The 19,778-nt window shown below is 63.8% G+C and carries 17 protein-coding genes; 7 read left to right on the top strand and 10 right to left on the bottom strand.

Annotated features, from left to right (window positions below; genetic code table 11):
• Nucleotides 1–24: 24 nt before the first annotated feature.
• From AB4068_RS05215 to AB4068_RS05200, 4 genes are all read right to left on the bottom strand, one after another.
• A complete protein-coding gene (locus AB4068_RS05215) occupies nucleotides 25–204 on the bottom strand; it encodes a hypothetical protein (RefSeq protein ID WP_441432835.1) in 180 nt (59 codons plus the stop codon).
• Nucleotides 205–364: 160 nt separating this feature from the next.
• Complete coding sequence (locus AB4068_RS05210; protein WP_441432834.1) at nucleotides 365–2,356, bottom strand: penicillin-binding transpeptidase domain-containing protein; 1,992 nt, start codon at nucleotides 2,354–2,356, stop codon at nucleotides 365–367.
• Nucleotides 2,357–2,547: 191 nt separating this feature from the next.
• Entirely contained in the window at nucleotides 2,548–3,207 is a 660-nt protein-coding gene (locus tag AB4068_RS05205; RefSeq protein WP_284988543.1) for a response regulator transcription factor, read from the bottom strand.
• On the bottom strand, nucleotides 3,204–4,460 hold the full coding sequence (locus tag AB4068_RS05200; RefSeq protein ID WP_284988544.1) for a sensor histidine kinase: 1,257 nt from the start codon (nucleotides 4,458–4,460) through the stop codon (nucleotides 3,204–3,206). Before AB4068_RS05200 ends, AB4068_RS05205 begins: the two co-directional genes overlap by 4 nt.
• A gap of 269 nt (nucleotides 4,461–4,729) precedes the next feature.
• Here AB4068_RS05200 and AB4068_RS05195 point away from each other — a divergent pair, with 269 nt between their 5' ends.
• A complete protein-coding gene (locus tag AB4068_RS05195; RefSeq protein WP_441432833.1) occupies nucleotides 4,730–5,821 on the top strand; it encodes an ABC transporter permease in 1,092 nt (363 codons plus the stop codon).
• Between the two features lie 39 nt (nucleotides 5,822–5,860).
• A complete protein-coding gene (locus AB4068_RS05190; RefSeq protein ID WP_441432832.1) occupies nucleotides 5,861–6,559 on the top strand; it encodes an ABC transporter ATP-binding protein in 699 nt (232 codons plus the stop codon).
• A gap of 72 nt (nucleotides 6,560–6,631) precedes the next feature.
• Here the strand turns inward: AB4068_RS05190 and AB4068_RS05185 are convergent, their stop codons facing one another.
• The gene (locus tag AB4068_RS05185; RefSeq protein WP_059388853.1) at nucleotides 6,632–7,024 is read right to left on the bottom strand and encodes a winged helix-turn-helix transcriptional regulator; all 393 of its coding nucleotides are present in this window, start codon (nucleotides 7,022–7,024) and stop codon (nucleotides 6,632–6,634) included.
• An 82-nt stretch (nucleotides 7,025–7,106) separates the two neighbouring features.
• On the opposite strand from AB4068_RS05185, the gene AB4068_RS05180 reads away from it, so the two are divergent.
• Nucleotides 7,107–7,712 (top strand): NAD(P)-dependent oxidoreductase, encoded by a 606-nt coding sequence (locus AB4068_RS05180; protein WP_284751018.1) that lies wholly within the window; start codon nucleotides 7,107–7,109, stop codon nucleotides 7,710–7,712.
• A 200-nt stretch (nucleotides 7,713–7,912) separates the two neighbouring features.
• Here AB4068_RS05180 and AB4068_RS05175 read toward each other — a convergent pair whose 3' ends face one another.
• The 5 genes from AB4068_RS05175 to AB4068_RS05155 form a co-directional block, all read right to left on the bottom strand.
• Nucleotides 7,913–9,358, bottom strand: a complete 1,446-nt coding sequence (locus AB4068_RS05175; protein ID WP_441432831.1) for a phytoene desaturase family protein — start codon at nucleotides 9,356–9,358, stop codon at nucleotides 7,913–7,915.
• A complete protein-coding gene (locus AB4068_RS05170; protein WP_306963423.1) occupies nucleotides 9,351–10,904 on the bottom strand; it encodes a glycosyltransferase family 87 protein in 1,554 nt (517 codons plus the stop codon). The genes AB4068_RS05175 and AB4068_RS05170 overlap by 8 nt, the downstream gene beginning before the upstream one ends.
• 167 nt (nucleotides 10,905–11,071) lie before the next feature.
• A complete protein-coding gene (locus AB4068_RS05165; RefSeq protein ID WP_172465581.1) occupies nucleotides 11,072–11,212 on the bottom strand; it encodes a hypothetical protein in 141 nt (46 codons plus the stop codon).
• Between the two features lie 580 nt (nucleotides 11,213–11,792).
• Nucleotides 11,793–12,377 carry a histidine phosphatase family protein gene (locus AB4068_RS05160; RefSeq protein WP_059388855.1) on the bottom strand — a complete coding sequence of 195 codons (585 nt, stop codon included), beginning with the start codon at nucleotides 12,375–12,377 and terminating at the stop codon, nucleotides 11,793–11,795.
• The gene (locus tag AB4068_RS05155) at nucleotides 12,378–13,874 is read right to left on the bottom strand and encodes a CCA tRNA nucleotidyltransferase (protein WP_441432830.1); all 1,497 of its coding nucleotides are present in this window, start codon (nucleotides 13,872–13,874) and stop codon (nucleotides 12,378–12,380) included. It abuts the gene before it with no gap.
• Nucleotides 13,875–14,090: 216 nt separating this feature from the next.
• Here AB4068_RS05155 and AB4068_RS05150 point away from each other — a divergent pair, with 216 nt between their 5' ends.
• From AB4068_RS05150 to trxB, 4 genes are all read left to right on the top strand, one after another.
• Nucleotides 14,091–14,591, top strand: coding sequence for an NUDIX hydrolase (locus AB4068_RS05150; RefSeq protein ID WP_059388857.1), 501 nt, complete (start codon nucleotides 14,091–14,093; stop codon nucleotides 14,589–14,591).
• Between the two features lie 60 nt (nucleotides 14,592–14,651).
• Complete coding sequence (gene murJ, locus AB4068_RS05145; protein ID WP_306963492.1) at nucleotides 14,652–16,715, top strand: murein biosynthesis integral membrane protein MurJ; 2,064 nt, start codon at nucleotides 14,652–14,654, stop codon at nucleotides 16,713–16,715.
• A gap of 143 nt (nucleotides 16,716–16,858) precedes the next feature.
• On the top strand, nucleotides 16,859–18,526 hold the full coding sequence (locus AB4068_RS05140) for an ABC transporter substrate-binding protein (protein WP_441432829.1): 1,668 nt from the start codon (nucleotides 16,859–16,861) through the stop codon (nucleotides 18,524–18,526).
• Nucleotides 18,527–18,794: 268 nt separating this feature from the next.
• Nucleotides 18,795–19,751, top strand: a complete 957-nt coding sequence (trxB, locus tag AB4068_RS05135) for a thioredoxin-disulfide reductase (protein WP_306963420.1) — start codon at nucleotides 18,795–18,797, stop codon at nucleotides 19,749–19,751.
• Nucleotides 19,752–19,778 lie beyond the last annotated feature (27 nt).

Genomic DNA, 19,778 nt, shown 5'->3' with positions numbered 1-19,778 from the left:
CTGCCGCGGTCAGGAAATGTTCCGTTACGAGCCGGTGCGGCCCGGGTACGGGGTGTGTGGCAAGTTCGCGATGATCGCTGCGAACAGGACAATGTAGGCAACGAAAAACAGGACCCATAAGATGAACAGGCCGATCCCCACCCAACCGAGGATCTTTCCATCCTGGGCCGCTACCCCGAATCCCTCGGCTTTCTTAGCCTGCATAATTGGCCAAGGGTCCGAAAACAACGCCCAATGAGAAGATTCCGATCACGCCGAACACGGCCGCCAGGCGCGCGTGCCTCATGCCCTCCATGTACCACTGCAACTGACCCATGCTCACAGGGCGCTGATCGGACGGTGGTGGGTCAGCGGTCTGCGACGCTCAGCCGGCCGCGGTCAGGAACGACTTGAGCAACGGGCCGCTGGTTGTTGCACCGAGGCCGCCGTCTTCCACGAACACTGCCACGGCGAGGTCTCCGTGCACTGCAACGATCCAGGCATGCGTCTTGGGCGGGTTGTCGTTTCCGAATTCGGCCGTCCCGGTCTTCGCGCCCACGGGCGCCCCCGGCACCGAGGCGAGAAAACCGGCGTGGCCGGAGGTCACCACAGCCCTCATCATGTCGCTAAGTGCTGCTGCCTCCGCCGGGGTGACCGGTTTGTCGGACGCCGGCGCTGCGGGAGACGCTGGCGCGGCCGGGGATTCCGACGACGACGGCGCGCCGGACGCCGTCGGGGTGGCACCCGCGGACGGTGAGACTGAGCCGGGGTTCAGGACAAGTTGCGGCGACACCGGCGCGCCATGTGCCACCGAACCGGCCATGATAGCTGCGGCGAGGGGAGAGAGCAGCACTTTGCCCTGGCCGATCATCGAAGCTGCGTGCTCGGTGCCGTCGGCGTTTCCCGGGACGGATCCCAGGAAGGCATCGGCCCCCAGCTTCGGGGCTTGGACTGCCACTCCCAATGAAGTTGCCGCCGACTCGAGCTGCGCTTGGCTGACCTTGTCCCTGGAACTGATGAAGGCCGTGTTGCACGAATGCGCGAAAGCGTCACGCAAAGCAACAGAACCAAGAGACGACGCCGGATAGCCTTCGGCGTTCTTGAAGGTCCGGCCGTCCACCGTAATTGTCGGCGTGCATTCCACCTTGGAATCCGGCGTCATTCCATTGCGGATCAAGGCGAGGGAATCGACGATCTTGAAGGTGGAACCCGGAGCGTATTGGCCCAGCATTGCCGTGTTGTAGCCGTTGCTTCCGGGCCCGGAGGCCGCTGCCAGGACGGCGCCGGTGGAGGGGCGGAGCGCCACAATTGCCGAGGCCGGGCCGACCCCGGCCAAGGTGTCTTCGGCGAGCTGTTGCAAGCGCGGATCCAGGGTGGTCTTCAGCGGATCGCCGGCCTTGGCGTCGGCGGCAAAAAGCACCCGGCGGGGGTCGGGCTTCGCGGCCTTGATCTGGTCGTCGGTCATGCCTTGCGGCCGGGCCTTGATGGAGACCCCATCCTGGCCACGGAGCTGGCTGTCGTATTGTTCCTCCAGGCCGCCGGTCCCGACGACATCTCCCGCCTTGAGGGCACCCCCGGCTTTTTGGATCTGTTCGGCGCTTGCCTCAGCGACGCTACCCAACACGGCGCGGGCGAAGGTACGCGTCGGTGCCAAAGGCAGGGAATCAGGAATGCCACGGGCCCCCGGAATCGCAGCAATCTGCTGGTCGGTGATCGTGCGGCCCTCTTGACGCAGGGTGATGGCACTGACAAATGCCTGTGGGCCGGACGCCTGGACCTGCTTCACATACGCGGCTTCGTCCACGCCGACCAGTTGCGCGAGCTTCGCCGCCGAAGCCGCGGGATCCGCCGATCCAATCGCGTTCTTGTCGATGCCCACCTGAACCACTGGACGGTAGCTGATCAATTTCGCGTCCCCTGCGCCAAGGATCTCGGCCCTGGATGGCGCAGTGACGGTCTTGTCCAGTACCTCGCCGTCCTTAAGATCCGGCTCCAAGAGTGCCGAATTCCATTGGACGGCCCATTTGTCGCCCGATTTCTTCAGGGCGGCCTGGGAGGTGTACTTCCACTCCGCAGTTCCGATCTTCCACGTGAAGTTGAGCGGAACCGAGGCTTTGTCGCCGTCGAGCTTTACCGCGCCGCTTTCAACCGAAGGCTTGGCCGGATCGAGGGCCGCGAACACCGCCTTGAGCTGTTCATTCGCCGCTGCGGCATCCTTGCCGTCGACGGCGAGCGATCCGACGTCGAGCGCCGCGAGGGACGACGCGAGCTGCTTGGCAGCGCCCTCCGCTCCGGAGCGGCCGTCATCACAAGCGGCCAGCGAGCCGGCGATCATCAGGGCGGCAAGCCCCAGGACAAGATTCTTGGTTTTCCCCATTTGCGCCATTATGCCTTCTCGGGCCGACAGGAATGATACAAATCACAGCACGTTGCGCTTTTGTGATGGTTGAGGCGCTCAAGAACCAGGCCTCGCCCAGCTAACTCGCAGTAAGTGTCGTTTTCGGGCCCCAAAACGACACTTGCCGCTAGTCAGTTGGGCCCGACAGGCACCCAGGCTGCGCGCCAACCCTACTGACTCCGGATGATCCTGCGCTGGGTTGCCGCCGCGATGGCCGCGGTCCGGTTGTCGACACCCAGCTTGCCGTAAATGTGCACCAAATGGGTCTTGACCGTGGCCTCGGAAATGAAGAGTTGCTTCGCCATCGCACGGTTGCTCATTCCGGTGGCGAGGAGTTCCACGAGTTGGACTTCACGCGCGCTCAGGGCGTGCACCGGATTGCGGATCCTGCCCATGAGCCGCGCGGCAACCTCGGGCGCAAGGGCCGTCTGACCCGCGGCCGCAGCCACCACGGCCTGCCGGATTTGCTCAGGTGGAGCGTCTTTGAGCATGTATCCGCTCGCTCCGGCTTCCACTGCGGCGAGGATGTCGGCGTCGTTGTCATATGTGGTCAGGATCAGGACCGGCGGCGGGGGAGTGCCCGCCTCACCGGCTTTGATCTTGCCGGTGGCGGTGACGCCGTCCATCCCCGAGCCCATTTGCAAGTCCATGAGGACTACGTCCACCGGTTCGCCGAGGGCGTGGAGCTTCGAGAGTTCCGCCAATGCGGCTCCGCCGTCGGCCGCTTCCGCCACGACCTGGACTCCTTCGAAGTCGGCAAGCATGGCCCGGAGCCCCGCCCGCACCACGGGATGATCGTCAACCAGCAAAACCCTGATGTTGTTGGTCATGGGGACGCCTCAAGGGCTGCGTTGCTAGTGCCCAGCGGCAGCCGGATTGCCACCACGGTCCCCTCGCCGGGAGCCGACTCGACGTCGAGCGTTCCATTCAGGGCCGCTAGCCGCTCGCGCAGGCTTTTGAGCCCGACGCCGGTTCCGTCGCCACGGGTTGCCGCGGCAGCGGCCGCTGCGGGATCGAAGCCCGCACCGTCGTCGAACACGTCCATGGTTACCTCGGCATCCAGGAAGGACAGGGTGACGACGGCGGTCCTCGCCTGGGCATGCGCCCACACGTTCGCCAGGGAAGACTGAGCCGCGCGCAACAAGGTGGTCTGGTAAGGGTTGGGCAGCGCCACTGGCGTGCCCTGGAGCTCGAAACGGCAGCGCAACGTAGCTCCGCGTGCGGCCGCCTCGGCCTCGGTCTTGGTGCAGAGGCGCCGCAGCGTGTCTGCGAGCGAGGACTCGACCAGCTCCGGGGACCCCAGTCCCCGGACAAAATTGCGGGCTTCCGCCAGGTTGCTGGCCGCTGTCTCGCGGACAGTCCTGAGCCGATCGCGGGCCGCGGCGTTGTCACCGGCGTCGAGGGCTTTCTCCGCCGAGCGCCCCATCAAGACGATGCTCGAGAATCCCTGTGCCAAGGTGTCGTGTATTTCACGTGCGAGCCTTTCGCGCTCGGCCAGCGCACCGGCGTCGTGCTGGCTTTGTGCCAGCTCGGCCCGGGTCCGGCGCAATTCCTCAGCGGCGAGTCGCTGGTTCTCCGCCTCGACGTACAGCGCCCGATACGCCAGGCCGGTGACAACCGCGAAGGCGGCCCCGAAAAGAGGCCCGAGGACCATGGCAAGTTGCAGGGCATCCGCCCCGGCACCACGGTTGTGGAACCACATCGCCGCGATCAGGAGTGCGGTGCTGACAGCAATCGCGGGGAGGGCGATGCGCCGCGGCAGGATATGCAGTTGCAGGAAGAACAACGGGAAAGCTATCCAAGCGAAATCCGGACTGATGAGCATGAGCAGCAGCCACAGGAAACCAACGACGGCGAGCCACCACCGCGCGTAAGGCTTCGGATCGAAGCGCTCAGGATGGCCGGCGTGCCTCTTTTCAAGGACCGTCCCCAAGAGGTAGACGGCAGCCAGCAGCAGGGCAAGGCCGAGGCCTGCCCAAGTGGCGAAGGGCGAAAGGCCCGCGATCGCAAGCCTGACGACTGCCACGAAGAGAAGCACCGCAAAACCAACGTGCAGGCTGACGCGCAGGACGCGCAAAATCATGGCCGAGCCACTTGGCTGCTGATGTGGCGCTGGCTGCGGCTGCGCCGTGGGTTGGGGCGAATCGTCTCCCTGCATGCCTTCCAGCGTAGCCTCGCCCGCCGACACTTTTACCCCGATTCGGCGGTATGCGGGCCCAATCAACCGAATGGTTGATCCGCGGGTCAATCAAGGCGACCGGAGGAGTCCATCCACTTCCCGATGTTTCACGCGCCCCCTGCCCGGAGAGTTGAAACAGGACCAGAAGATCGCCTCCGACCCAAAGGAATTCCATGTTTCTCGCCATACGCGACATCCGCTTCGCCAAGGGCCGCTTCGCCCTCATGGGAAGTGTCGTCGCCCTCATCACACTCCTCCTCGTCATGCTCTCCGGGCTTACAGCGGGCCTTGGCAACCAGTCGACGTCGGCCATCGCGGCCCTTCCTGTGCAGCAAATTGCCTTCGGCGCGCCGGCTGGAGCCGAGGCCAAGGCCTCCTATACGGAATCGGAGGTCTCCAACAAGCAGCTCGAAGCTTGGCGGAACCGGCCGGGTGTTGCCTCTGCCGAAGCCATTGGTATTAGCCAGACGCGGTTCCAGTCCCTCGATTCCGCCAATAATGCTGCCGGCACTGCGAACGTGGCGGTCTTCGGGGCCGACGGCGACATCTCACCTGTGGCGGTGAAGGAAGGCGAGGTGGTGGTCGGGGAGTCCTTGGCGAAGGAACTCTTGCTGAGTACCGGGAGCAGGGTGACGGTAGGCGGTACGGGTCTGACGGTTTCCGTCATCACCCAGGACGAGTGGTATTCACACACCGGAGTCGTCTGGACCTCCCGGGCTACGTGGCAGAAGCTCGCACATATTCCTGCCGGGGAATCGATTGGGACAGTTCTTGCCCTGGAGTACGACGCCGGAGCCACCGTGGATCTTGACGCCGCCAATGCGGTGGCAGGCACTGTCAGCGCCACCCCGAGCGGCTCGTTCCAGGCCCTCGGCTCCTACAAGAGCGAAAACGGCTCCCTCATGCTCATGCAGGCCTTCCTCTATGGCATCTCCGCGCTTGTCATCGTTGCATTCCTGACCGTCTGGACTGTCCAGCGCACGCGCGACATCGCGGTGCTCAAGGCCATGGGCGCCTCGTCCGGCTACGTGGTGCGGGACGCGCTGGTCCAAGCAGGAATCGTCTTGCTCGCCGGCGCGGGACTGGGTGGCGGCCTTGGCGTTCTGGGCGGCTTCTTTGCTGCCAAGGCGGCCCCGTTCCTCGTGAACCCGATAACTACCCTCGTCCCGATCGCCGGGATCGTGCTCCTTGGGCTTGGCGGTGCGGCGCTGGCAGTACGCAGCATCACCAGAGTGGATCCGCTTATTGCCCTCGGCGGCAACTAGGCCAGCCCCGAAACTTAATATTCCACGAAAGGCATATCAATGAACCCCGTACTCAACCTCGTCAACGTCACCTTGGAGTATCCGGACGGCGATTCCACCCTCAAGGCCCTGGATGCCGTGGATCTCAGCGTGGACGCCGGCGAATTCTTTTCCCTCGTGGGCCCGTCCGGCTCCGGGAAGTCCTCGCTTCTCGCGGTGGCGGCAACTTTGGTCCGGCCGGGTTCCGGGCTCGTTATCGTCGACGGCACGGTTGCCACGGAACTCAAGGACACCGAACTCACTGCCCTGCGCCGGGAAAAGGTGCGCATCATCTTCCAGCAACCCAACCTCCTGCCTTCGCTGACCGCCGTCGAGCAGTTGATCCTCGGCGACCATTTCCGGGGGAAGCCGGCCAAAGCGGCCCGCAAGCGCGCTACGGAACTGCTCGACGTCGTCGGGCTCGGGCCTTCTCTCGCTAAGCGGCCGCACCAGCTCTCGGGAGGCCAGCGGCAGCGCGTGAATATCGCGAGGGCGCTCATGGGCCAACCCAAGGTGCTGCTCGTCGACGAGCCGACCGCGGCCTTGGATCACGAGCGTAGTGAATCGATCGTGCGGCTGCTGCGCCAGGTCACGGACGAGTTCGCGACGGCGACCGTCATGGTCACGCACGACACCGAGTTCCTGCCGCTCACCGATTCGGTCGCGACCATGAGGGACGGGCGCCTCGGTGCGCGCGTCCCCGTCGGGACACCCAACTGACTCGCATTTGTTGTCGTTCTGAGCCCTCAAAACGACAACAAATGCGAGTCAGTTGGGCGAAAGCGCGAACGGTCAGCCCCCGATGACAGCCTCGTCCTGGGCATCGTCATAGGCATCGCGGGCCTTGAGAATGCTGGGCACATGGTCCTCCGCCCAGAGACGCAGCAGGGTCAAAGGCTCCAGCAGGGAAGCTCCAAGCTCGGTCAGTTCGTAGTCGACGCGCGGAGGCACCTGAGCGTGGACGGTCCGGGTGATGAGACCGTCGCGCTCAAGGGTTCGAAGGGTCTGGGTGAGCACCTTGGGCGTCACGACGTGGACCATCTTACGAAGCTCGGAGAAACGGATGGGACCGTCCGCGAGGACCTGGACTACCAACGAAGCCCATTTGTCACCGATGCGCTGAAAGATCACCCGGGACGGGCAATCAGGGTCGAGGACGTTTGCCGATAGGTCATTGGTATCCATGAGGTAACTAAGTTCCTTTGAAGCTATCAGTATCAATTAGATACTGTTTTGATATTGCAAGGATAGCAACCCAAGGAGAGTCATGAAAATCGCAGTCTACGGCGCAACAGGCATGGTCGGAAGCCAGATCGTCAACGAATCGCTCACCCGCGGCCACGAAGTCACCGCTATCTCCCGCAAGGGCTCGGAGGTTGCCGGAGCGAAGGCCCTCGCTGCCGATCTCGCTGATGGCCAGAGTTTCGCGGAGATCGCCAAAGAGCACGACGCCGTCATCCTCGCCACCGGGCCGAGCCGCACCGGCGGCGACCACGGAGAGTGGCTTGCGGCAATGGACACCGCCTACAGCAACGCAGAAGGCACCCGCCTCATGATCGTGGGCGGAGCAGGCACGCTGGAGATCGACGGCGTTCGCCTCCTCGATTCGCCCGACTTCCCTGAGGCCTATAAGGCCGAAGCAACCACGGCGGCCGCAGCATTCGCCGCCGTCAAGGAAGCTCCAGAGAGCCTGGACTGGACAGTGCTCGCACCCGCGCCTGTCATCCAGCCAGGTGAGCGCACGGGAAAGTACTCCACTGCCAAGGATTCCCCAGCAGGCAACACCATCTCCACCCAGGACTACGCCGTAGCCATGCTGGACGAAATCGAAACTCCTGCCCACCGCCGGGCCCGCTTCACGGCAGCCAACTAACCCAACGCTCGCTCACGTATAACGGCCCATTTGCCAACGCTCGCTCACATTTGAGGGAAAAGCACCGATCGCTCCTGCAGATCATCTGCAGGAGCGATCCGCCGGTCGGCCTCATAGGTGAGCGAGCGTTTCGAATTTCGACGGCATAGGTGAGCGAGCGTCGAGGAAAAAGGGCAGATACGTGAGCGAGCGTCGAGGGGTTACGCGCCCAAACCCAGCCCGGGTACCTGCAGTCCAAACATGTCCTTCAAGGCATATTTGGCAGCGTGATACCCGGGCATTCCTGTTACTCCGGGTCCTGGGGGCGTGGACGAGGAGCACAAATACACCCCCGGCAAAGGGGTCCGCCACGGTACCGGAGAGAGCACGGGACGCTGCACGAGCCCTCGAATGTCCATAACGCCCGCGCTGAAATCGCCGCCTAGATAGTTCGCGTTGTAGCCGGCCAAGCCTGCCGCCGTCGTCGTCTTCCAGCCAACCACCACGTCGCGGAAGCCCGGCGCGAATTCCTCGATCCGGGACATGACCGCCTCGGCCATGTCCGTGGTCGAACCCTTGGGTACGTGGCAGTAGGACCAGAGAATGTGCCGCCCAGCGGGGGCCCGCCCGGGATCCACGATGGAGGGCTGGGCCACCAAGACGTAGGGCTTCTTGGGATGTCGGCCGGCCGCTACCAAGTTCTCGGCCTCGGCCATAGCGGCGCGCGTGCCACCCACGTGCACTGTCCCGGCGGCTGCCAGCCCCGGAGCTGCCCAAGGCACCGGCCCGGACAGGATGAAATCGACCTTGCACGCTGCATTCCCGAAACGGAATGTTTCAAGCGACCGCCGGTAGCGATCGGGAAGCGCCGCACCCGCCATGCGCAGCAGTCCTGGGGGCGCAACGTCCAGCAGGATCGCCTTCGCGGGACGCAACTCTTGCAGTGCGTCTATTTGCACCCCGGTTTCAATCACTCCGCCGTGGGCCTCGATGTCCCGGACCATGGCCTCCGCAATAGCAACGGAGCCACCAACGGGAATGGGCCACCCGCCGGCATGAGCCAACCCACCCAGAAGGAGTCCCGCCCCCGCGGCAGCGAGCGAAGGCAGGGGAGCGACGGCGTGCGCCGCGACCCCGGTCAGGAGTGCGGGAGCCGCATCCCCGGCGAAGCGCCGGTTCCACCACGGCGAACCCTGCTCCAAGGTTGCAAGGCCGAGTCGCAACGCCGCCACCGGATCGGCAGGCATCCGCAGCAATTGGTTCTGCGTCACGTCCAGCACCCCGCCGAGCCGCTCCACCAGCGGTCCCAACAGGTGCGTAAACGCAGCTCCGTCGGCCCCGAGTTCAGAAGCGGTCCGCTCCAGTGAGCGATACGCGAGGGCTGCCCTGCCGCCGTCGAGCGGAGTTCCGTATTGGACCTCAGGCAAACGCAGCTCCACGCGCCGCTCGAGTTCGAATTCCCGGAAGAAACGCGAAGCCAGCGCCATCGGATGGACCGCGGAACAGACGTCGTGGACGTGCCCCGGTTCCAGCAGTTCTGCCGTCCGCGTGCCCCCACCGATCGTCTCGGCGGCCTCGTAGACCCGTACAGCCAGTCCCGCGCGGGCCATGACTACCGCTGCGGCCAAGCCGTTCGGTCCGGAGCCGACGACGGCGACCTCAGCCATCGCGTTCGGCCTCGCCGTGCGTAGACGGCACTGAGTCGTGCCCGGGCGGCGCGGCGTGGTCAGTCGCCCGGGACGCACCCGAGAGCACAGTCGCCCTCCGCCAAGGCAGCACTGATGCCGCCGGACTCTTGAGGTCTATCCGGAACCAATCCTGGGCCCCGTTGAACACACCACCGTGAGGATCATCCACCCCCTGGACTCGGAGGGGATCCAGATGGGGTTCCCAGATGTCCCACGCAACCCGCAGCATCAAATATGCCGTCGCGGCCATGTGTAGCATCACGGCCATGACGTAATACGGCATATCGATATTGTTCTGCGCGGCCCCGCCGCTGCTCGTCTGGCCCAGATACATCCATGTGGCGGTCCAATGCAACGCCTCGGCGGCCTGCCAGAGCAGGAAATCGCGCCAGTTGGGTCTCGCCAAAGCCAGCAATGGCACTAGCCAGAGCACATATTGCGGCGAATAGACCTTATTGCTCAGGATGAAGGCCGCCACTATCAGGAACGTCAACTGGGCTAGCCGCGGGCGCCGTGGCGCTGTCAGCGCCAATCCAGCAATCAAAACGCAGGCAATGAGGAACATGTCCATCGCCAGGGCATTGATGGCTTCCGGGCCAAGCTGCACCAGTTGAAGTCGCTCCGCAACGAGGTTGTAGGCGAACCAGGGCGAGCTGTAACCCGCGGGGCGATCGCGGGTGTAGTCGAAAAAGTAGCGCCAGCCGGCCGGATTGACCGCTGCGACCGGCACATTGACTGCCAACCAAGCCACCGTCGCGGCCAGGGTGGTCACAAACAGGACCCGCAGCCGGCCGGTGCGTAGCGCGAGCAGAAGAACTGCGCCCAGTATGAGCAGCGGATAGAGCTTGGTTGCCGTCCCCAAACCGATGAACAGACCGGCCAGGACGGGACGTTCCTTAGCGAAAAAGTACATCCCCACCGCAAGCATGGCCACCGCCCACATGTCCCAATTGATGACTCCGGCCAGCACAATCCCGGGCGCCAGGGCCACCATGGCCGCGTCCCACGGCCGGCGCCGGTTGATGCGTGCGGTGGCCAGGACAACCACGATCCACATGGCCGCAATCAGCGTGGCATTCACATCGAAATAGCCAAGGATCCGGTCCGGGCTGGCACCGCGCCCTGGCACGAGCCATGCAGTGATACCCGCTATCAGCCCGGTGATCACGGGATATTCGAAGAGGGCCTTCTGGTCGAAGAGCGGAAACACGCCATCTGCAAGGCCCCGGCTGCTGAAAAGTTCGGGGAAATCCGAGTAGCAGGTGGCGTAGAACTGCTGCGGAGTGTGCCAGCCGTTAACGCGGCAATAGCCCTTGATCAGTATCGACAGGAGTGCCGCAACGATCGTGAGGATAATCAGGACCCGTTCAACCGTGAAGAATCCCGGGGAGACCGCTCCAGGCGAGGACCGCTGCCCGAGGGGTCCTCCGATCAACTCGGTGAAGCTCCTGAGCAAGGAATCACTACGGCTGGGAACCACAAAGCGAGCACGTTTTTCCTGGCTGTGCGGCTTCGTCTCCTGCATGGAATCGAGCTTAGCGCAGGCGCGGGGGACGGGATCCGGCCGAGGACAGCCCTTCCCAACTCGGGCCATTAAAAGGCGGAAGCCCACGCATAGCCGCGTGGGCTTCCGAGGCGAACGGTCCGATGTGTGCCATCAGTCCCTCCTGAAGTGCAATGGTGGGGGGACACTTAGCGGATGATGCCCATTTGGTGCAGGACGACGTAGACATCTTCGCGGCGTTGATCCAGCAGTTGTCCGTTGAAGAGGGTCTTGTCTTTGACGACGGGCTTGCCGTTGAAGACCATCAGGTCCTTGAGGCGCTTGGCCAAGGTTCACCTCCTTTCGTAGTGAAGAGAATTGCCGGAATTCGGGCATGACAATTAAGCCCCCCTGAATTCGAAGAAAACAAAGGCGGAATTAGGCATGTGAATGCCGGCGATGGTGGGTGGATTAAGCGGATCTATCGAATGACCGTAAACAGTACCGAAGCGTGGAGTTCCGGTACCTGGTATCCAGGGGGCAGCCGTCCCCAACAAGAAGCTGGTTCCGAACTATGAGGAAACTGCGCACCACGTCGATCGCGTGATACCGCTCATGGCAGGCCCGACTCGAAGCCTGTTGCACTGTGAACCGCCCCGAGGAATCAGGGGAGGAAGTACATCAGGGGGAGTTAGGCCGCAAAACGGCGTCGAGCAGCAAAGGCCGGGGTGCCAGCAACGGTCATCTTCCATCCGCTAGTCAAAGTAATCATTTTCCCAACCTCCTTTTCTGCTTTGGCACTACCGCAGTTGACTGACTGGATAGTGCACGCCTCAATCCCGGCGAATCGCTCTGGGATCAAAAATAAAGTTACACCATGAATCGCACTGTTGACCAGCCAATTACAAAGAATTTAGAAATTAATTCTTCCTACAGTCCCCAGCGAAGAATGGCAGGCGTCCGCTTGTCCCATCCCAAGGTACAAACTTTGGCTGTTCCCAGGACAAAATGGCGTCCTTCCCGGGCATCCAATTCAAGCCAGCGGGCCGTGAGGATGCGGGAGAAATGGCCGTGGGCCACAATCAGGACGTTGTCCATTCCGGACTCGAGGACGCGGGCAATGATCTTGTCGGCACGGGCTGCCACGGAGTCGAGAGTCTCGCCGTTGGGAACGCCGTCGAACCAGATGAGGTAGTCAGGGTTGTCTTTGCGGATGAGGTCCGAGCTGATGCCTTCGTAGTCGCCGTAGTTCCACTCCACAGCGAGCGGTTCATGAACGGCGTCGGGGAAGCCCGCCAACTCCGCGGTACGCCGGGCTCGGCGCAGCGGCGATGTCAGGACCAGGTCGAAGTCGATGCCTTCCAGGATCTTGCGGGCTTCCACCGCCTGCTGTTCGCCTTCCACCGTCAAGGGAAGGTCCGTCAAACCGGTGTATTGGCCACTCTTGGACCATTCGGTCTCGCCGTGACGCATGATCCAGAGCTGTGGCCGGGAAGGCTTGGCTGCAGGGTTCACTTAGGACTCCTCTGGTTCGGCGGTGCCTGCTTTGGCATCGACGGCTGGTTCCGATGAAAGTTCGACGGCGGACTCGGGTTGCCCGGCCCACCACGCCAGGAGCTTGGACTCGGCCTCCTCCTGGGACAGCGGACCGTTTTCCATGCGCTCCTCCAGCAGGAACTTGTAGGCGCGGCCAACCACGGGCCCGGGTTTGAGTCCCAGCAAAGCCATGATCTGCGCTCCGTCCAAGTCAGGCCGGATGGCATTGAGCGATTCCTGTTCGGCCAGGACCTCAATCCGTTGCTCAAGGTCATCGTAGGCAAAAGAGAGCCGCTCCGCCTTGCGCTGGTTACGCGTGGTGACGTCGGACCGGGTGAGTCGGTGCAGGCGCTCCAACAAGGGGCCGGCGTCGGCGACGTAACGGCGGACCGCGGAATCGGTCCAGCCCGCGTCTCCGTAGCCGTAGAAACGCATGTGAAGCTCCACAAGCCGGGCCACGGCCTTGATGGTGTCATTGTCGAAGCGCAGGGCCTTCATGCGTTTTGCGGTCAGCTTGGAGCCCACCATGTCGTGGTGGCGGAAGCTCACCGCGCCGCCCGGTTCGAAACGGCGCGTCGCCGGCTTGCCGACGTCGTGCATCAACGCGGCGAAGCGCAACACAAAGTCCGGACCAGGCGCCGGGCCGTCCGGGCCCGTCTCGAGCGACGCGGCTTGCTCCAGGACCTGCAGGGAGTGTTGGTAGACATCCTTGTGGCGGTGATGCTCATCGGCTTCAAGGCGCAGCGCGGAAACCTCGGGGAGGACGAATTCGGCCAGTCCGGTCTCCACGAGGAGGTCTATGCCCGCACGCGGGTGCGCACCGTTGACGAGCTTGACGAGTTCCTCGCGCACGCGTTCGGCGGAAATGATCTTGATCCGCTCGGCCATGCCGGACATGGCGAGGCGGACGTCGTCGTGCACTGCGACGCCGAGCTGCGCGGCAAAGCGGGCAGCACGCATCATGCGCAGGGGATCGTCGGAGAATGACGATTCGGGAGAGCCAGGGGTAGCAAGCACCGAGGCGTGGAGGTCGCGGACCCCGCCGAATGGATCCACGAGTTCCAAGGAGGGCAGCCGGAGCGCCATGGCGTTGATGGTGAAGTCGCGGCGTAGGAGGTCGTCCAGGAGCGAGGAGCCGAAGGCCACCGCGGGCTTGCGGGAATCGGCGTCGTAGGCCTCGGCGCGGTAGGTGGTGATCTCGATCTGGAAGCCGGACTTCTTCATCCCGATCGTTCCAAAAGCGCGGCCGATCTCCCAGAAATTGTCGGCCCACCTCTTGATGATGGAAAGGGTCTGGTCCGGCGTGGCGTCGGTGGTGAAATCCAGGTCCGGCGAAACACGGCCCAGGAAGAGGTCACGCACGGGCCCGCCAACCAGCGACAGTTCGAAGCCAGCGTCCACAAACCGCTGGCCGAGGTCCAGGACCACTGGATCCATCTGGAAATTAACTGAAGAACTGTCCAATACTTGCGCCATAGTTCCTTAAGCTTGTCAGATTTCGCTGCGCCATCCCACCGGATCCTTGTCATTGCGCTGCGATTGCATGGCGACTGCACCGGGATCACGGCCGAACGCCATCCGCACGTCACCCTGAGTCCATGTCCCGGTCATCACCAACGGGCAAGAGTCGTTAGAGTGGACTTCATGGCCAACCCGATCCCGAGTGCTCCTGGCAGGAGGACGAACGCACCATTGCCGTCGGCAATTGGTGCCCACGTCGCGCCCGCTCCGCACCCGGCACAGGCCGCCCTTCCGACCGTGGAAGAAGTCTCCGCCGGCGGCGTCGTAGTGGACACGTCCGACGGCGAACTGAGGGTTGCGATCATCGCCCGCCTTAATAGGGGTGGCCGGCTCGAGTGGTGCCTGCCGAAGGGGCACCCGGAGGGCAAGGAAAACAACGAAGAAGCAGCCGTGCGCGAGATTGCGGAGGAGACCGGGATCGAAGGCAACGTCCTCGCTCCGCTCGGCAGCATCGACTACTGGTTCACCGTAAGCGGGCACCGCGTGCACAAAACGGTGCACCATTTCCTCCTGCGTGCGACGGGCGGAGAGCTGACCATCGAGAACGATCCCGACCAAGAGGCCATCGATGCCGCTTGGGTTCCGCTCCAGGAATTGGCCCGCAAGTTGTCCTTTCCCAATGAGCGGCGCATCGCCGATCTTGCCCGGGAAGTCCTGCCCGAACACCTCTAACGCGGCCTTTTATATGGTCTTGACGCATCAGGCAGCCCGGCTCATGGGACGATAATGACAATGTCTGCCGCCAAAACAACCCAGTCAACCCAGTCCGGAGAAACCCGTTCCAGCGCCGTCATGGCCGCAGGGACGCTCGTTTCACGGTTCCTCGGCTTCGCCAAAACCTGGATGCTTGGCGCCGCGCTGGGCCTGGGATCGACGGTTAACGACACGTTCATCAACGCCAACAACCTGCCCAACCTGATCTTCCTCCTGGTGGCGGGCGGTGTGTTCAACGCCGTGCTTGTCCCGCAAATCATCAAAGCCAGCAAGGGCCCGGACCGCGGCGCGGACTACATCAGCCGGCTCCTGACGCTGGCGGTGCTGGTTCTCTTGGCGCTGACGGCGCTGGTCACACTGGCCGCGCCGATCGTTATCGACCTCACGACCCAGGGCTATTCACCCCAGCAGAAATCGCTGGCCGTAACCTTCGCGTTCTATTGCCTGCCGCAGATCTTCTTCTACGGTTTGTATGCGCTCCTGACCCAGGTCCTCAACGCCAACGGCGCCTTCGGGCCCGCCATGTGGGCGCCGATCCTGAACAATGTGGTGGCCATCGCTGGACTGGGCATGTTCATCTGGATCCTCGGCGCCAACATCACCAACCCCCACACTTTGGACAATTGGGGACCTTTCCAGACCTTCCTGATCGCGGGATTCTCGACCGTCGGCGTGATCGCGCAGACCGCCATACTCCTCGTCCCGGTGATCCGCCTGAGGCTCGGGCTCCGGCCGCGTTTCGGCTGGCGGGGCGTGGGACTGGGCCAGGCAGCAAAACTGAGCGTCTGGACGCTCCTGACCGCCGCCGTCGGGCAGCTCGCTTTCCTTTACGTCATGAGGATTGCCACGATTCCCGGCTCCGAGCGGCTCCGCCTGGCGCACGAAGGGGACCCTGCTGCCGCCACCCTCCCCGGTAACGCGGTCCTGGAAGTCGCCAGCCAGCTGTACTTGCTCCCGCACTCGATCATCGCGTTGTCGCTCGCCACGGTGCTGTTCAACCGGATGGCCCACGCCTCCCAGGCAGGCAACAAAGCCGAGCTCCGCGAAGCACTTTCGCACGGGCTGCGGACCATGGCCGTCGCCACTGTCTTCGGGGCACTGGCCCTGTTCGCCCTCGCCGGACCGCTGGGCATGTTCTTCTCCGGCGGGAACCCCCAGGACGGCGTCATGCTCGCCCAGACGCTGACGATCCTCGCGCTGAGCACGCCGTTCATGAGCGCCAACTTCATGATGTCCCGGGTCTTCTACGCCAACGAAGACGCCCGGACGCCCTTCTACATCCAGCTCATGCTGGCCCTGCTCAACGTTGTGGGCGCGTTCATCATCCAATTCCTGCCGGTGGGCCGGATCATCTTCGCGATCGCCGTCCTGTATACGCTCGGCAATATCCTTTCCGTGGTCATCAGCGTCTGGTTCCTGCGTCGCCTCCTCGGCCACGTGGACGGCCCCCGGATCGCAAACTCGTACATTCGCATGGGCTACGCCGCTCTGGGATCGGCGATCGCCGGCGCCTTGGCCCTATGGCTCCTGGGCAGCTATCACGCTGACGGCTTCGCCTGGAGCAGCAGGCTCGCCGCTTTGGTGACGGTGGTCGTCGTCGGCCCCGTCATGCTCGTTGCGTATCTGTTCCTCCTGCGCGTCTTCCACGTCAGTGAGCTGCGCGATTTGCTCCGCCCGGTGCTCGGCCGGCTCGGCCGGGGAGTTCCGGTCGCCAAGGCACCGTCCGCGGGCGGAAAGCAGCCCACGACGGCGGTCCGCGCCACAGTTTCGGACGACACCGGGCTCATTCCGCGCATCTCGGGCGAGTTCGACGCCGCATCCTTCCGCGCCGGACCCGCCTTGCAGACAATCCCTTCCAAGGACGGGTGGGATGACGTCCGCGATGGAGCTACTGCCGAAGGGAAAGATAAGGTGGACGCTTGGTCCGACGTCGAGAAGGCATACCTGCCCGATGAAGACATCCCCAGCACCGCGCAGGGGGCCGCAGGCCGCCCAGGCATCCCGTTGCCCGGCCGCCGCACCTATCAGGGGACGCTGGGAAACAACCCCTATTTCCGCGGTGGACCCCGCCGCAAAAGGTGACGCATCCTCGCAAACCGGGAGCCAGAACGGCCCAATCAGCTAGGATCAGAAACTAATACAGGTAGTTGCAGACCACGGGTCACCCGGCTGGCCGGATCCCGTATTCAGGACCCGCAGCTTCCGGACAGTCATAGGAGGAACCCGTGTCCCACCCGATCGATGTCGGATCAGTGCTTGGCGGCCGCTACAAAGTCACAGCCACCGTCTTGACTTCGCACGACCAAGATCTGGTGCTCGACGGCGTGGACCAGGTCCTCAACAGACCCGTCAGCATCCTCGTGGCGGGCCCCGGAAACGCCGATCAGGTTGCCAAGAGCGCCCGCGAGGTAGCCACTGGCGAACGGCCCGGGCATGTCCAGATCCTCGATCTCGGCGTCAGCGACAGCACCACGTACCTCATCACCAACCACAGCAGCGCTCCTGACCTGCTGGACCTCGTGGTGGCTACCAACCCGCCTTACGTCGAACCGTTCTTCACGGACACCCTCGGCAGCGAGATCTTCGGCCAGGCCCGGTCCCACGAGCCCGAGACCTACGACGGACTGTACGACGACGAAGAGCACGACGCCGAGTACATCAGTTACGACGAGGTCGAGCCGAATCCGGCCGGCGAACCACTACCAGGCGCCGCGTCACCCGCGGACCCGCGCCGCCCGGTGGTTCCTCCCATGCCCGCCAGCCGGCCGGCGTCGGCCCCGGGAGGCATCGGTTCCCGGATCGCCGCTGCGGCAGCCGGAGCAGGGGCGGCTGCCGCTGCGGCCGCGGCCGCCGTTAAGGGCACCGGCAAGTCAAACAGCGACGACGTCGAAGCCGCACCTTCCGGGGGGCCCGGATCCGCTTCGGCTGCCGCCCCATCGAACCGGGCCGATGAGTCTAACCGGACCGCTCCCCAGCAAATCCAGGCGCCCCCTGCCACGCAGGCTGTTCAAGCGTCCTCCCCTCCGGCGCCTACCTCAGCGAACCCGGCCCAGGAATCCAAGGTCTCCCTCTGGTCCGAAGACGACTACGGCTTCGTTAACGACGACGCCCGCTCCCGCGGCGCAGGCGCTTCCCGCGAAGCGGCTGCCGCTACCGGGGGATACAGCCGAGGAGCATCGAGCTTCCCGTCGACTGCGCGTGAGCAGGCAGAGCCGCTCGACGAGGACGAATACTACGACGAGGAACCAGTACGCGAGCCCCGTTCCTTCCGTTGGCTCGTGGGCGGGGTCCTTGCCGCCGTCTTGATCGTGGGTTTGATCCTGGCAGTCACCAACCTCGGCAACCTGATCCCCGGCGGGCCGCCTGCTGCCAAGCAATCCTCCACAGCGTCCCAAACGGTGACCGGCCAGCCGAGCAGCAGCGCATCAGCACCTCCGGTCGCAGCGCCTCCGGCCATTGATGGAGTCACTCGCATGGGCGATTTCGAGTTCGCTGCGACCTACGACAAAGACCTGGTCAAGGCTTACGACGGCAATGCCGCGAGTTACTGGTCGGACATGGAGTTCGCCACTGCGGACTGGGGTGGACTCGCTCCTGATGGAGTTTCGCTGCTCGTCAAGCTCAAGGCACCCTCGCAAGTGACATCCGTCACATTGAGCCAGTTGGGCGCTTCCGGTGGAAACATCAACGTTTATACCAACGATCGTCCGGCTATGGACGGCGCCAAATTGGTTGGCACCAACAGCTTCACCTCACCGGAGCTCACCATGCCGCTCAGTTCCCCTGTAACGGCCCAATACGTCATCATCTCCATTAAGTCCCTGCCCAAGCTGACCGCGCCGAAGACGCGCTACGGTTTCGGCCTGCGCCTTGCGGAGATCAAGGTCCAGTAGCCGACGGCGGGAAGACCCTTCGGCCGCTTGTCACCGCTCTGGCGTTTGCTTCCGCTGGGAGCTTGGGGCGCGTGCGTCCCGGGCGGCCGTCAACTCCGGTAACGGAGTCTTGCTCCTTCGATGCCTTGTGCTCCCGGAAGGTACCCTGAATGGTGGCGGATATTAGGGTCCCCGGGAACATCGGAATATTCCGCGCCGACATAGGGTTGTGCCATGTGGCCGGCCGCAAGGATCCGGTGCATCGACTAAGGAAGAGGTTCACCCACCAGTGAGCAACGCAGAAAACACCGCGTCCAACGTACGTGATGTCATCATCGTAGGCTCAGGGCCTGCCGGTTACACGGCGGCCGTCTACACGGCACGCGCCAACATGAACCCGCTGCTCATCGCCGGTTCCGTGACTGCAGGTGGCGAACTGATGAACACAACAGACGTCGAGAACTACCCCGGTTTCCCCGAGGGCGTCATGGGACCTGATCTCATGGAGAGCTTCGAAAAGCAGGCGGCACGCTTTGGGACTGAAATCCAGTTCGAGGACGTCACCGAACTGGACCTCGACGGCGACATCAAGTCCGTGACCATCGCCACGGGGGAGACCTTCAAGGCACGTGCCATCATCCTCTCCACGGGTTCCGCATACCGTGAGCTCGGCCTCGAGAATGAAAAGCGTCTTTCCGGGCACGGCGTGAGCTGGTGTGCAACCTGTGACGGTTTCTTCTTCAAGGACCAGGACATCGCAGTGATCGGCGGTGGCGACTCTGCCATGGAGGAAGCGCTCTTCCTCACCAAGTTCGCCAAGTCCGTCACGGTGGTGCACCGCCGCGACACCCTCAAGGCTTCCAAGATCATGGGTGACCGCGCCCAGGCCCACGAGAAGATCAACTTCGTGTGGAACACCGCCGTCGAGGACGTCATCGGTGGGGACAAGGTGACCGGCTTGAAGCTGAAGAACCTCGTCGACGGCACCGAGTCCGAACTCGCCGTCACAGGCGTTTTCGTGGCCATCGGCAACGATCCCCGCACGGAGCTCGTCAAGGGAAAGCTGGAGCTCGCTCCTGAAGGCACCATCGCCGTCGACGGCCGCAGCTCCAAGACCAGCATCAAGGGCGTCTTCGCCGCCGGCGACGTAGTGGACCCCACTTACCGGCAGGCCATCACAGCCGCTGGTTCCGGTTGTGTCGCGGCCCTGGACGTCGAGCACTATCTTGCAGACCTGCACGCCTAATCGGCACAGCAGCCATCCATTCGAAGG

The sequence above is a fragment of the Arthrobacter sp. 2RAF22 genome (assembly GCF_052115325.1).
In the GTDB taxonomy this organism is placed as follows: Bacteria; Actinomycetota; Actinomycetes; order Actinomycetales; family Micrococcaceae; genus Arthrobacter.
The sequence above is the reverse complement of the archived record's forward strand: the minus strand, read 5'-3'. Positions and strand labels throughout refer to the sequence as shown.

Excerpts from the sequence above, each read along its gene's own strand:
- murJ (WP_306963492.1), top strand. The coding sequence starts at position 14,652 with ATGTCTGCCGCCAAAACAACCCAGTCAACCCAGTCCGGAGAAACCCGT.
- AB4068_RS05155 (WP_441432830.1), bottom strand. The coding sequence starts at position 13,874 with ATGGCGCAAGTATTGGACAGTTCTTCAGTTAATTTCCAGATGGATCCA.
- AB4068_RS05190 (WP_441432832.1), top strand. The coding sequence starts at position 5,861 with ATGAACCCCGTACTCAACCTCGTCAACGTCACCTTGGAGTATCCGGAC.
- AB4068_RS05215 (WP_441432835.1), bottom strand. The coding sequence starts at position 204 with ATGCAGGCTAAGAAAGCCGAGGGATTCGGGGTAGCGGCCCAGGATGGA.
- AB4068_RS05205 (WP_284988543.1), bottom strand. The coding sequence starts at position 3,207 with ATGACCAACAACATCAGGGTTTTGCTGGTTGACGATCATCCCGTGGTG.
- AB4068_RS05210 (WP_441432834.1), bottom strand. The coding sequence starts at position 2,356 with ATGGGGAAAACCAAGAATCTTGTCCTGGGGCTTGCCGCCCTGATGATC.
- AB4068_RS05175 (WP_441432831.1), bottom strand. The coding sequence starts at position 9,358 with ATGGCTGAGGTCGCCGTCGTCGGCTCCGGACCGAACGGCTTGGCCGCA.
- AB4068_RS05170 (WP_306963423.1), bottom strand. The coding sequence starts at position 10,904 with ATGCAGGAGACGAAGCCGCACAGCCAGGAAAAACGTGCTCGCTTTGTG.
- AB4068_RS05200 (WP_284988544.1), bottom strand. The coding sequence starts at position 4,460 with ATGATTTTGCGCGTCCTGCGCGTCAGCCTGCACGTTGGTTTTGCGGTG.
- AB4068_RS05180 (WP_284751018.1), top strand. The coding sequence starts at position 7,107 with ATGAAAATCGCAGTCTACGGCGCAACAGGCATGGTCGGAAGCCAGATC.
- AB4068_RS05185 (WP_059388853.1), bottom strand. The coding sequence starts at position 7,024 with ATGGATACCAATGACCTATCGGCAAACGTCCTCGACCCTGATTGCCCG.
- AB4068_RS05195 (WP_441432833.1), top strand. The coding sequence starts at position 4,730 with ATGTTTCTCGCCATACGCGACATCCGCTTCGCCAAGGGCCGCTTCGCC.